9 protein-coding genes are annotated in these 14,153 nt (G+C 33.9%); 1 reads left to right on the top strand and 8 read right to left on the bottom strand.

Going from position 1 to position 14,153, the window contains the following annotated elements; translation table 11 throughout:
• Positions 1 to 6 precede the first annotated feature (6 nt).
• Together ABS764_RS07090 and ABS764_RS07085 are read right to left on the bottom strand one after the other, a co-directional pair.
• Positions 7 to 3,606: a TonB-dependent receptor gene (locus tag ABS764_RS07090; RefSeq protein ID WP_408081097.1), complete on the bottom strand. Its 3,600-nt coding sequence runs from the start codon at positions 3,604 to 3,606 to the stop codon at positions 7 to 9.
• 163 nt (positions 3,607 to 3,769) lie between these two features.
• A complete protein-coding gene (locus tag ABS764_RS07085; RefSeq protein WP_408081096.1) occupies positions 3,770 to 4,909 on the bottom strand; it encodes a FecR family protein in 1,140 nt (379 codons plus the stop codon).
• A gap of 166 nt (positions 4,910 to 5,075) precedes the next feature.
• On the opposite strand from ABS764_RS07085, the gene ABS764_RS07080 reads away from it, so the two are divergent.
• Complete coding sequence (locus ABS764_RS07080; protein WP_408081095.1) at positions 5,076 to 5,615, top strand: RNA polymerase sigma factor; 540 nt, start codon at positions 5,076 to 5,078, stop codon at positions 5,613 to 5,615.
• Positions 5,616 to 5,629: 14 nt separating this feature from the next.
• Here the strand turns inward: ABS764_RS07080 and ABS764_RS07075 are convergent, their stop codons facing one another.
• Genes ABS764_RS07075 through ABS764_RS07050 form a run of 6 tightly spaced genes read right to left on the bottom strand, consistent with a single transcriptional unit; the run spans position 5,630 to position 14,146 of the window.
• Positions 5,630 to 6,988, bottom strand: coding sequence for a glycoside hydrolase family 28 protein (locus ABS764_RS07075; RefSeq protein WP_408081094.1), 1,359 nt, complete (start codon positions 6,986 to 6,988; stop codon positions 5,630 to 5,632).
• A gap of 11 nt (positions 6,989 to 6,999) precedes the next feature.
• Entirely contained in the window at positions 7,000 to 7,731 is a 732-nt protein-coding gene (locus ABS764_RS07070) for a rhamnogalacturonan acetylesterase (RefSeq protein WP_408081093.1), read from the bottom strand.
• Between the two features lie 9 nt (positions 7,732 to 7,740).
• Positions 7,741 to 9,762, bottom strand: coding sequence for a pectate lyase (gene pelA / locus ABS764_RS07065; protein WP_408081092.1), 2,022 nt, complete (start codon positions 9,760 to 9,762; stop codon positions 7,741 to 7,743).
• Between the two features lies 1 nt (position 9,763).
• Positions 9,764 to 11,392 carry a glycoside hydrolase family 43 protein gene (locus ABS764_RS07060; RefSeq protein ID WP_408081091.1) on the bottom strand — a complete coding sequence of 543 codons (1,629 nt, stop codon included), beginning with the start codon at positions 11,390 to 11,392 and terminating at the stop codon, positions 9,764 to 9,766.
• Positions 11,393 to 11,437: 45 nt separating this feature from the next.
• A complete protein-coding gene (locus tag ABS764_RS07055) occupies positions 11,438 to 12,652 on the bottom strand; it encodes a glycoside hydrolase family 88/105 protein (protein WP_408081192.1) in 1,215 nt (404 codons plus the stop codon).
• A gap of 60 nt (positions 12,653 to 12,712) precedes the next feature.
• Positions 12,713 to 14,146 carry a glycoside hydrolase family 28 protein gene (locus ABS764_RS07050; protein ID WP_408081090.1) on the bottom strand — a complete coding sequence of 478 codons (1,434 nt, stop codon included), beginning with the start codon at positions 14,144 to 14,146 and terminating at the stop codon, positions 12,713 to 12,715.
• Between the last annotated feature and the right edge of the window lie 7 nt (positions 14,147 to 14,153).

Below are 14,153 nucleotides of genomic sequence, written 5' to 3'. Positions count from 1 at the left end.
TTTTATTTAAAATGTTACGTTTAAACCAAGCGTGTAGGAACGGCTTTTAGGAAAAGAAGAATAATCTACACCTGGTGTTAATGGATTACTAGATTGAGAATTAACGTCCGGATCATAGCCAGAATATTTTGTCCAAATGTGTAAATTTCTACCTGTACCAAATATTCTAAATTGTGACAAACCTATTTTCGAAATCAGCTTTTTAGGTAAACTATATCCTAACGTCAAGTTATTTAATCTCAGAAATGAACCATCTTCAATAGCAAAATCACTAATAACCGCCTGAGCAATACCAAAACTACTATGCGACCATATATTCTTCCCTTCGTTCATTTCTGCTAATTGCGTCAGGTCAGTCACTATACCTCCCGGAGTTCCGGTATATTGACCGTCTATATCAACATAAGTAAATCTGTTATCTGAGCTCATTGTTGATAATAAATTACCAAAAGTAACTCTTCTGAATTGATTGTATTGAATCTTCCCTGTATTATAAACCTCATTACCAACCTGGTAGTCAAAAAATGTAGATAAATCAAAACCTTTATAACTTACATTAAAACCAAAACCACCCTGAAAATCTGGTGTAGCATTTCCTAAAACTTTTCTATCATTATCATTAATTTCTCCATCTCCGTTTAAATCTTTGATTTTCATGAAACCAGGTCTGATATTAGCATTCCCTACAAGAGCTCCACTGTTTGGCACACCTTCTTTTAAAATGTATTTTCGAGTAGTTTCATCATAACTTTGAAAATCATCAGTTGAGTAAAATCCATCCGTTACAAATCCATAAAAATCTCCGATTCTACCGCCTAATTTTAAATAAAAATCATTTATATTTTTTAAATCGGTACTTGCCCAGTTGGATCTGATATTATTCAATTCAGTTATTTTTCCATCCAGTTTATCAATTCTAAAATCATTTCTTCCAATATTAGCATTAACTGAAAAATTGAAATCGTCCGATTCAACGATTATACCATTCAGTGCAAATTCAAAACCTCTGTTTGAGGTATTACCGATATTATCATATTGTTTATCGAAGCCTGAACTAAGACTAATATCTACCTGATACAATAAATCTCTTGTTATATTTTTATAATAATCAAAACTACCGCTCAATCTTCTGTTTAAAAGACCAAAATCTAAACCAATATTTGTAGTTGCTGTACTTTCCCATATCAAATCCGGATTATACAATGTATTAGAAGGGGTATAATACAGATTGTCAACATTTCCAAAACCAGGACCTCTTAATGTAGAACCGGTAAATAAAAATTGAGATGCCTGAGTTGATACACCATCATTTCCTGTTTCTCCATAGCTTAATCTCAACTTTAATTCATCTAAGAAATCTACATCTTTCAAGAAATTTTCATTATTCATTTTCCATGCAAATGCGACTGCAGGAAAAAGTCCTAACCTGTTACTGCCTCTAAACTTACTAGATTCATCAGCTCTTCCCGTAAGTGTCAGGATATACTTCTCGTTTAACTGGAAATCAAATCTTCCAAAAAAAGACTTTCTATTAAAAGGAGTGTCTTCACCACCAGCTATTCTGTCAACTCTACCGAATTGCATGTTTGCAAATAATTCCTCAGGAGTGATTGATAATCTATAATCTTCTCCTCTCAAAAAATTATCCTTACCTTTTTCTGAATAAATTTCCTGACCAACTAAAATATCTAATTTAAGTGCATCCCATTTTTTTCTATAATTTAAGGTATTTACCAAGCGTAAAGATTGCTTTTCTGCAATCGTTCTTTCCCCTAATGGCAAACTTCCACCATTATTAAAAGACTCACCGGTAAGCGGTCCGTAAAATCTTAATTGTTCAGAATATGATCTTGATGTCGTAAGAGTTGATTTAGCATCCAAGTCTTTTAAGATAGACCAGGTTAATCCAGCCGAAAAAACATATTGATTGGTTGTTCTTTTTCTCCAATCCTGTTTTATTAATTCGCTTGGATCTACTAAACTCAGGATAAATTGTTGAAAATCATCATCACTGTTTAATTGAGTAAGATCAATATCCAGATCATCTGCAATACCATTTATAGGTCTTGCCTGCACTGCATCTTTTATTTTTAACTGTGCATTTGTAGAAGTACCAGCACCATCTATTACTGTATTAGTAATTCTTGCCGTAAAATCAGCTTTAAGGTTTTTAAATACCTGTTGATTCAATTTAAAGTTAATTGCTGTTCTTTCAAGTCCGGAGCCATTCAACAAACCTTCATCTTTATTATTTGTAAGACTTAAATTAGCTTTAGTAACCTCATTACCTCCACCAATACTTAAATTATGAGATTGAGAAAGTCTGGAAGCACCAAAAATTTTATCCTGCCAGTCAGTCGCTCTTTTTTGTTTATACAATTCTAAATCATCATATTTTCCGTAGAATTTTTCAAAATTCTCCAACTGCGTGGTTCCCTGAATTGCTGCATATTCGTAATTAGCCAATGCAAATTCATACGGACTTAATACATCATATTTTCTGTTTTTAGGTAATTCACTAAATTGGAAAAAATTATTATAAGATACATTTACCCTTCCTGCTACTGGATCTTTAGTTGTTACTACAATTACACCATTAGAACCTTGAGCTCCATAAATAGCAGTAGCTGCAGCGTCTTTTAAAACATCAATACTGGCAATATCATTCACCGGAATATTATCAATACTACCTACAATAAGTCCATCAACGATATATAAAGGTTCATTTGATTGAGAAATTGAAGTCCCTCCACGAACTCTAATCCTGATACTTGCGCCAGGCTCACCATCAGCTGAAGTAACATTCACACCTGGTAATCTGCCTTTTAATGCTTCTGCCGCACTAGTTACCGGTATTTTAGAAAGCTCCTTACTGGTAATACTAGCTGTTGCACCAGTCATATCAGCCTTTCTTACTTTTCCATAACCATAATTAACAACTATTTCATTTAATTCGCTAATATCTACCTGCATGGAAACATTGATAACAGTTCGGTTTTTTACTTCAACTACCTGATCTTTATAACCAATATAAGAGAAAACCAAAGTAGCGTTTGGACTAATTGAATTAAGTTTAAAATTACCATCCATATCGGTACTTGTTGAAACAGAAGTACCTTTAACGACAACTCCTAAACCTGGCATTGGCATATTATTTTCATCTTTTACAACTCCAGATACCGAAATAGCATCCTGCTCATCAGCTGTTTTCACTACTGTATTCATTTTTACCGGAACGAGCTGCTCTTTCTTTTTTACTAATAATATCTGGCGATCATTGATAGTATATACAATGTCAGTTCCTTTAAATACTTTTTCTAAAATTTCAGTTATTTTCTTTTTTTCAACATTCAGGGAAACCTTTCTGTCTAAATCAATCAAACTGCTTTCAAATAAAAATCGATATTCTGAAACAGACTCTATTTTATTGAATAACTGTTCAACAGAAGTATTAGTCACATTCAATGTCAGCTTTGTGTTTTGTGAATAGGTACTGGCTTGGATTCTCACCAAAGACAATATCAACAATAGTGTGGTTAGTTTCATTTTCAGGCTAATTTTAGGCAAATACGGACAAAGCCATTCACCTTTAATTATTTTTTTCATAATTTTGGTTGTTTTTTAAATGATTTGATTTCTACACGTCGTTTGAAAGCACATTACTAAATCGGGAAATACTGGTACTATTTTCCGATTTTTTTTTATGTACTTCTTCTTTTAAAAAATTACACTCTCATTTCATAAATTAGTTTTAGTCGTTATTAATTAGTTAGTTTATTGTTATTTGTTTTCCTTCTTTGCTGAAACTAAAATTCTGAATCTTACTCATTGCCATCAGCACTTCATCAATACTTTCTATATTTTTATTAAAGCTGGCATTAAATTTCTTCTCGAAAAGATCTGTTTTCTGATTATTTATAGTAACATTATAACTTCGTTCCAGCTTTATAATAATGTCCTTAAATGCTGTTTTTCTAAAAACAATTTCACCTGTCATCCATTCAGTATAGTTTCGGGTATCTACTTTTTTAACTGCTATTTCTGTTTTCTGGCTATTCCAGGTTCCTTTTTCTCCAGGAACAAGCATTGTATTTTTGTCCGGCATACCAACATTCGATAAGCTAACTGATCCTTCAACCAATACCGCATTGATATCAGCATCTTCTTTATAGGAACTCACATTGAATTTTGTCCCTAAAACTTTAACATTCATTCCTCTTGTTTTCACTACAAAAGGATGCATTTTATCTTTGGTAACATCAAAAAAGGCTTCTCCTTCCAAAATAACTTCTCTGTTTTGACCTTTAATAAACTGAACCGGATATTTTAAAGACGAACCTGCATTCATAAATACCTGTGTACCATCAGACAATGTTATTTCAAAAGTTTTTCCATAAGGAATTTTTATTTCGTTATATACCAATTTATCTACAGAACCAGATGAGCGGTAACTAATCTTATTTTCTTTTTGAGAAGCAACAACAGCTCCGTTCTTTTTTATAATTTGCTGTACTCCATTAGGATTCAAAATCTGAATATCACCATTTTCTAAAACCAACTGGATGGCATCATCCGGAATTACTGTTTTCGTTTGTGTATCTGTTTTATACTGAAAGACATAAACCAGACTTAATAAACCAATAAAGATTGCTGCATACTGAAAAATATTTCTCCAGTTAATAAAAACAGGATTTTTCTTAACATTTATTTTTTCTTTTAATTCCTCCCAGTTTTCTTCAGCATTTAGTGATTCAACGTATACTAATGCTTCTTTCAACAAACCATTGTCCTGAATCTCTTTTATCAATTCCTGCTCTTCCTGAGACAACAATTCCATCCTAGCAGTATCAATACTGCCATTACTTACTATTTCTTTAAGAATATTAACCAAATTTGGGTCAGAGTCCATATATTTTTCTTGTATGTTAAAGTTATGTTAGGGAAATATTATTTTAGGGTGACAAGATTATTAAATATTTTTTATTTATTTTTACAGATAATGAAAAAAAACCAAGTTTTTATTTTACATTTGAATTAATGTAATCCATTACAATAAGAATAAACGCTATTTTCAGATGCCAAATCACAGAGATTTAAAAATATTTGAAGACTTATACAAAGAGCATTTTGCCTTTTTATCTTTAGTTTCTTTTAACATAACTAAAGATAAAGATGTCGCAAAAGACGTTGTACAGGATTTTTTTATTTATCTGTGGGAAAAAGAGGAAGCAATAAATTTCACTATTTCTTTTAAGGCCTATGCCTCAAGAGCAATTAAAAATTTAAGCTTGCAATATTTAGAAAAAAATAAAACAATCAGCTTAGAAACAAAAAAAATTGTCCTTCCAAAATCAGAAGAACAAGATGTTTTTGAAAAAGCAGAGGAAAGCAACAGTCCTAAAATACTTACACTAGTAAATCGAATCCCTCAGGCGAGAAGAGAAATCTTTATGTCACATATTGTAGAAGGCCACAGTTATGCAGAAATCGCAGAGATGTACAACATATCTGTCAATACAGTGAAGACACAAATGAAGAGAGCTTATGCTTTTTTAAGAGAATTTGAAAACACAACTACATTAACGATAGTATTGTATTTTTTATTCCATAATTAACTAATCGTAAAAGATTATTTTACAGAGCTGGGAACTCCGATTTTATCACCAATTATAATTTCGTTTACACTAATATTTTGTGTATTGGTTAAAGTCATTCCGTTTTTAGCCGATTTAACAGTAATTGTATCTAAAACAATATTTTCGACTTTCTTTTCCGGAAAGCCTTCGATAACAATGGCAGCATTAGAAGCCGATTCACAACTGATATTAGAAATAGAAACATCCGAAATTTTAGAAGGATGTAAACCGCTACCTTCTCCATGATAATTTGCTGTCATGTAAATACAGTCTTCTACCTGACCGAATGCAATATTTGAAAAATACAAATCCCTCACATATCCACCTCTGTCCGAATTTGTTTTGATATAAATTCCTCTTTTTAAATATCCGCCTGCTTTGCAATTGTCAACAAACACATTGCGAACTCCGGCCGACATTTCGCTACCAATAACTACAGCATGCAACCCTTTGAATTCACAATTTCGAATAACAATATTTTCTGACGGGCTATTAGAATTTCCACGACCTTCATCATCGCGTCCGGCTTTTATAGCCACATTATCATCTCCATTATTAAACTGAATGTTTTCGATTAAGATATCGCTGGAATATTCAGGATCGATTCCGTCATTATTGTTATTGTGGGCATCATATTTTAAATCTCTCAAGGTAATACTTTTTGACTTCAACAGATGTACACACCAGAACGGAGAATCCTCAATAGTTACACCTTCAATAAGTATATTCTCAGAATTTAAAAACTGAATTAATTGCGGTCTTAAGAAATGCCCTTTACCAAAAACACGCTCTTTTAAAGGCACATTCGTATGATTCATTTCTCTGCTTAACAACTTGTCTTTTTCTTCAAGGGGCTTCCATTTTATCCAGGTATTTTTAGCTTCACCATCAATAATTCCATTTCCTGTAATAGCTACATTTTCTACATTATTGCCATAAATCAACGGACTGTAATTATAAAGCATAGTACCTTCCCAGCTGGTTAAAACTAAAGGATAATCTTTTGGATTAGAACCAAAACGAATTTTAGCTCCCGTTTCTAAATGCAATTCTACGTTACTCACAAAATGGATAGGTCCATTGATGGTATAAACACCTTTAGGAACCACAATAGTTCCTCCATGGTTTTTAGAACAAGCTTTCATAGCTTTATCAAAAGCCAGTTTACAATTGGTTACCGAATCCCCCTTAGCACCAAAGTCAGTAACTTTAATTTTATAAGCTGGAATAACTGGCAGCTGAATACGATTGACAATTCTTTCCATTTCAAGCTTTTTATCCACAATTTTAGTTTGCGAAAACAGCGCATTAAAACACAATAACAAGACGATACAGAAAGAATTGCTTTTCATAATCTAATACTTTATTTGATATGTTTTTTTAAATCTAAATCCGTTTTTTTCAATTCGGAAATGAACAATTTAGAAATTTCAGTTGCTCCTAATACTGACAAATGGGTATCGTCATGCTTTTCAGTTTTGTAAAAAGGACTTTCGCCTGCAGCAAAATGCAAATGCAGTTTTTTAGAACCTTCTACACCGTAGGATTCCTCTAATAATTCCGTTAAATACTGCAAATCAATAAAAGTCACTTTATAATCAGTAGCTACCAATCGGGTTTCTAATGGATAAAGTCCATGGGTATCTACCAAAGTTCCTTGTTCGTTAAAGTTTCTTCTGACAATAGAAGATAACAAGATAGGAGTTGCTCCTTTAGCTCTGGTTTCTGTCACAAATTTTATTAAATTCTGACGATAAGCCGTACGTGGATTGGTATACACACTAGGTTTATTTTCTTTCTGGTCATTATGTCCAAATTGGATCAAAACATAATCGCCTTTTTTCAGGGTTTTTAAAATGGAATCCCAACGTTTTTCGTTAATAAAACTACGCGTACTACGCCCATTCATCGCTCTGTTATCAACTACAACATCATCATCAAAAAACTGCTGTAAAACCTGAGCCCATCCATTTTCGGGATTTTCTGCCGGATTGGATTTATTAGCCATTGTAGAATCACCAATACCATAAACCGTTATTTTTTGAGCAAAACAACTCGTGGCTATCAATAAAAAAAGCACTAATTTAATTCTCATCTTTTTTATTTATTTAAAATTTGAATACCAATTTCTATTTTCTTTCGCATTTGAATCTGCCAGAATTTTATCTAAAGTATATTCTTTAGCTTCTGATCTTTTAAGTTGATGCGACCAGCTCACTCTGTTTTGAGGCTGAAATCCCGGACCGGAACAATTGTATTCAGCATAAAAAGAAGCTTTTTCAGCATCTGCTTTTGACCAGTTGTTCCAACCTTCTTTTCGAATATGACTTCCCATTTCACAATTCATAAAAACTGTTTTAGCATAGATACGCCAAGGCCTGCCAAGATAAACCTCAGTAGCTTTTTCGTCAGCTGTAAGTTTACAATTTAAAAACACAAATCCATATTCAGAACTTTCAGCAGTGGAAGCCGCAGTTAAATAAGCATTGCTTTTAGCATGAATATTGCAATTATCGAATACTGCAGTTGCACCACCAAAAATAAAATCGACTGTTCCTGCAATAAAGCAATTTTTGAAATAGCTTTTAAAACCTTCACCAGAAGTATACAAAGTATCCTGATTACCCAATATATTACAATTAGAAACCACTACTCGGTCAGCAACAACAGACAAAGCAATTGCCTGTCCCACAGGACCTGCACTGTTTTCTATTGTCAAATCAGAAACAACAAAATCATTTGCTTCCACTAATACTGTGGGTGTCATAAAAGTACTATTTCGGCCTAAATTGATTTTCCCGAAATAATCATCATAACTGATAATGGTTTTTTCTTTGCTTTCACCCACGAATGAAATTTTAGTATTCCATTCCGGAATACGTACTTTTTCATGATATACACCATTCTTAATTGTAATGGTTACTCTCTTATAAGGAAAAGAAGGTGAATTGTAAACTGCTTCCTGAATGCTTGTATAATCTCCGCTGCCGTCTTGTGCAACTATTACATTATACTCATCTTTAGCAGTATTTTTAACCACTTTAAGACTGTGCTCTTTTTTCCATTTCGGATATTTTTTCAACACTTCTTTTGGTTCATTAGTATACCAGGAATATCCGTTTCTCCTCTCTTCACCTATTTCAGATAACGAATATTTTTTTATGCCGTCTCGATCACAAAAAAACGGTCTGTTATTATCCAATTCCATAAAACGAGCCCAAATAGGAGGTGCATCCGCATCGACTACCATTTTTTTATCGGCTATTTTGCCGTTTATGACCGTACGCTCTTCTTTTAATCCTGTAATTTTCACTTTTTCAAACCAGCTAACCGCTGCATTAACAGCAGCAGTTACTTCTTTCGAAGGATTTTTAATATCCATTAATAAGAGTACAATCTTAGCAGATTCTTTTCCGCTTAAGGAAGGCAACTCATAAGCACGGGCTTTTGCCGGCAACAGAGTATTCTCATCATGCTGAGCACACCATGCAGTCAAAATTCCATTTTGTCTGAATTGTGTTTTTATAATACAATCAATTCCTTTATCAAAAGCAATCTTACATTTTTCAACAATAGCTTCAGATGGTTCTATGGAGTAATACCCCGTTTTATCCTTAATCTCTTTTAGAATACTAAGAATTCTCACCATCGAATCGTCATTATAAGTAATATGTGTATAATATCCTTTTCTTAATGGATAAAACTGCGGCCATCCGCCATTGTCATATTGTGCTTTAAGCAAATAATCTACCCCTGAAAGAAATGCTTTTTTATACCTTTCATCCGGCTGCTGCTCATAAATTTTGGAAAGAAAAAGCATTTCCTGACTCGTTGCACCATTATCGGTTGTACAATGATCAGGATCATTCTTCAAAGCCAGAAGTTCTTTTTTTTCAGCATTCGAAAGCGGTTTCTGCATTTGGATATTTTTATTCCAGCCACCAATATTTCTTTGGTACAATAAGACATTCTCCGCAACAGCTTTAGCTTCTGCTGAGACAAACCAGGCATCATTATCCATTTCGGTAATACTCTTCCATGATTTATCCAGAATTTGTGCCTGAACACTCATTACGAAAGTAAAACAAAGAAAAAGAGCTATTCTAATTTTCCTTAAAAAAGTCATACTATATTTTATTAAATCTGAACCAGTCAATCGCTACACTTCCTGCATCATTAATTTTTCCTTCCCTAAGGGCCGTAAATCCAACTTTTGCACCAATCCATTTTCCTTCACGGGATTTAAAATCTTCGCCTATGGATTGAAACTTTTTACCATCTAAACTGTAGGAGAAACTACAAATTCCTCCTTCTTTCACTTGTACCTGAAGATAAAATGATTTGCTTCCTAATTTCACAGCTTTACTTTCTGTCTCCACTCCTTTTTTATCGGCATTTTTACAAGTTGCCTGAGAGATAAACAATTCGCCATTTTGTTGTTTCACTTTTAGATGACTATAATCCAGCCCCATAATTACCAGACTTACGCTCTCACCGTCAAAACGAGAATTGAAAGTCATTTTGGCAGTAGCCTTAAACTCATTAGCGGGGAATTTTTGAGCTAAAATATTAGGAACATCAAATAAGTTTACTGCTTTTTCAGGCATTGGGCGACAAAATAAATTATAATACCCCATGGATGTTGGCATTCCCCAGTACACCTGCGCATTGGCATGCCATTGCCATTGGAGTCCTAATTTTTGTGTATTAAACTCATCTGAATCCGGCGGCGTCATTATTGGAAACGTTTTTCCAACATTCGGTTTTTTATAAAAAGCCACTGGTTCTCCTGTTCCGTCTTTGTCTTTATCCATCCCGATAACAGGCCAGTCATTAATCCATTTCATAGGCTGTAAATGGACAATTCTTCCATAAGCACCTTTATCCTGAAAGTGAAAAAACCAGTCTTCACCAGTTTGTGCCTGTACCCAGGCTCCCTGATGAGGCCCATTAATAGCTGTTTTTCCCTGCTCTAAAACTTTTCGTTTTTCATACGGTCCAAAAACGTTTTTAGAACGTAAAACCGTTTGCCAGCCAGTAGGAACACCTCCTGCCGGAGCAAATATGTAATAATATCCGTTACGTTTATAGAATTTTGGTCCTTCTACAGTGGCTTCATCAAGATGACCGTCAAGAACCATTACAGCGTCATCATTAGCCACAGTTCCTTCAGGATTCATAGAACAAACAGCTAATAAACTTTTGGCTCCGGCACGGCTTCCTGCAAAAGCAAATCCTAAATAAGCCTTGCCGTCATCATCCCATAAAGGAGCCGGATCAATCAATCCTACTCCGGCTTTTACTAATACGGGTTCTGACCAAAGTCCTTTTGGATCTTTGGTTTTAACCATATAAATTCCGTAATCAGGATCCGGATAATAAATATAAAACTCCTCATTGTGAAAGCGAATGCAAGGTGCCCAGACTCCGTTTCCGTGTTGTGGTTTATCAAAAACATCAAAAGGAGGTTGTTTTTGAAGCGCATAATTTACTAATTCCCAATTGACCATATCCTTAGAATGTAAAACAGGCAATCCCGGAATACAGTTAAATGAAGAAGCAGTCATATAATAATCGTCACCGACTCTAATGGCATCCGGATCAGAATAATCAGCATGTATAATTGGATTTTTATAAGTTCCGTCGCCATTATCAGCAACCCAGACTTTAGAATATTCGGTTGTTTTTTGCGCTACGATTACTTGGCTGGAAATCACAACTAATCCTATTGCTACAGCATTATTTATAAACTTCATAACAGTAAAAAAGTGGTTGGTTAATATATTTGTAACAGAAATTGTTTATCGGTTTAATTCGATAGCGGCTAAGATAAAAGGCCCTGTTGCTTTAGGATCATTGTCTTTCTTTTTCTCATTTACATAATATTCATAAGAACCATCTCGGTATGGATTTCCTCCTAAACCTGCTACCTGACAACATTGCGTCAAGGTAATTCCGCCATCGGCATCAGTTCTGATTAATTTAGTTGTTAATCCGTCAAAAGCGTGATTCGCTACTTTTTTAAATTTAGCAGGCAAATATCCTTTGTTTACTCCTTTTGCCAAAGCATAAGCAAACATTGAAGAACCGGAAGCTTCCAGATAGTTTCCTTCTTTTCCTGCCATATCAGTAACCTGATACCATAATCCGGTTTTAGGATCCTGTACTTTTTCTAAAGCAACAGCTAATTCATTTAAATAACCTACTAATTCTTTTTGTTTTGGATGATCTTTAGGGAAATTATCCAATACATCAACTAAAGCCATTGCATACCAGCCTAACGCACGTGACCAGAAATTAGGCGATTTACCGGTTACTTTATCCGCCCACGGCATTTTTCTGCTTTCATCCCAGGCATGATATAACAAGCCTGTTTTAGGATCTTTGTCGTTTTTTTCCAGTAATTCAAATTGTTTTGCAACATCATCCAGTTTTTTTCCATTTTCAAAAGTGGTGGTGTATTGCGTATAGAAAGGTTGTCCCATATACAATCCGTCTAACCACATCTGGTTAGGATAAATTTGTTTATGCCAGAATCCCCCGCTTGGAGTTCTAGGCTGATCATCTAATTGCTTTCTGATGGTTTGCATAGCAATTAAATATTTTTTTTCTTTTGTCCTGTCATAAATATCAAATAAGATATTTGCTGCTACTACCATATCAATATTGTACTTATCCATATCATAAGTAGCAATTTTACCGTTTTCATCAATTAAAGCATCAGCATATCCTTTTGCATAATCATAATATCTTTCATCCCCAGTTTTTTTGTAAAGCTCCTGAATAGAACTCGCTACTAAACCGTGAACATAATCCCATTTAGGAGTAGTTCTGTCATCAATTTCATAAGCATTAGGGTGACGCTTCATTAAAGTTAAGGCCATTTTTTCTGACCATTTTAAATTCGGAGCACCTAACTGTTTTGGAGCCGAAGTAGCATTTGACTGTGACTTACAGCTTGTAAAACCAAACGCAGCCATTAAAATAAATGCGAAAATAAACTGATTTCTTTTCATTAATTTCATTCTGTTTTATTTTTAAATTGATTATGTTTTAATTTTTTTAAAAGTAAAATATTACTGAGGACTTTCTGCTTTTTTCCCATTAATATAAGTATTGACAAATTGAATGTTTTTTATGTTTTCTATTGAAAATGCTTCTTTGACTCTCTCTATAGTGACATTTTTTAAAGTGACATTTTCAATAGGCAATTCTGCATATCCTTTTGCTAATACTCCATATTTACCACCATCTTTAACAGTAATGTTTTCCAGCAACACGTTTTTTACCTGAGGTATAAAGTTACCTGTTTGATTTCCATACACATTATAGAACATGTTAATTCTCAAAACAGCTTCTTTAACCTGTCCTACCTCAATATTTCTGACAAAAACATTTTCTACAATACCACCTCTTCTGGAATTTGATTTGATACGAATAGCCCGGTCTAGATTAGGACTATCCATTTCACAATTTTCAACAAATACGTTTCTGATTCCTCCGGTCATTTCGCTTCCCATCACTACACCTCCGTGTCCGTCAAGCATCTTACAATTTTTTACAATTATATTTTCGCTTTTCATTGCTACGCGTCTACCGTCACCATCTTTTCCTGCTTTTATAGCAATACAGTCATCTCCGGTATTAAAAGTACAATTTTTAATAATTACGTTTTTAGAATATTCCGGATCACAACCATCATTATTAGGTCCATGACTTTCAACAGTAACACCATCTACAGTTACATTCACAGATTTCATTGGATGAATAACCCAAAATGGAGCATTTATAATTTTTATATCTTTAATTAAAGCATCTGTACATTCAAAAAACTCTACAAAACTAGGTCTTAAATAAGATCCTTCGCCATAAATTCTTTCATCTACAGGAACATTTTGTTCTCCTGATTCAATTAAGCGGACACGATTTTGGGGATCATTCTGATTTCCTTTACCTTCTGTCCAGCCGTATTTTTTAGCACCACACCAATACCACCAGTGTTCGTTATCTGCCTGACCATTTAAAATTCCTTTACCCGTAATAGCTATATTCTTTTTATTGTAAGCATAAACTAATGGCGAATGGTTCATACATTCTGTTCCTTCAAATGTAGTTTTCACTAATGGGTAATCTGAAGATTTAGTACTGAACAAAATTTCCGCTCCGTCCTCTAAGTGAAGATTTACATTATTATCTAAATGAATTGGACCAGTCAAAAATTTACCTGCAGGAACTACAACTTTACCACCTCCATTTTTTGTACAGGCTTCAATAGCTTTTTTGAAAGCTTCAGAACTATTGTATGTGCCACCACTTTTAGCGCCATAATCAACAATATTATAGGTCTTATTAGCAAAGACCGGAACTACAACTGATTTTTCTATTTGTTCTTTTACTTTCCATGGGTTTGCCAAAACATCTGTAGCTTTTTGTGCAGAACAATTAACAAAAAAAGCTGACACCAAAGCGGTTGAAAAACAGAAAAGAGAATTATAAATTTTATTTTTCATTGATAAA

This window comes from Flavobacterium plantiphilum (genome assembly GCF_046000495.1).
Classification (GTDB): domain Bacteria; phylum Bacteroidota; class Bacteroidia; order Flavobacteriales; family Flavobacteriaceae; genus Flavobacterium; species Flavobacterium plantiphilum.
The sequence above is the reverse complement of the archived record's forward strand: the minus strand, read 5'-3'. Positions and strand labels throughout refer to the sequence as shown.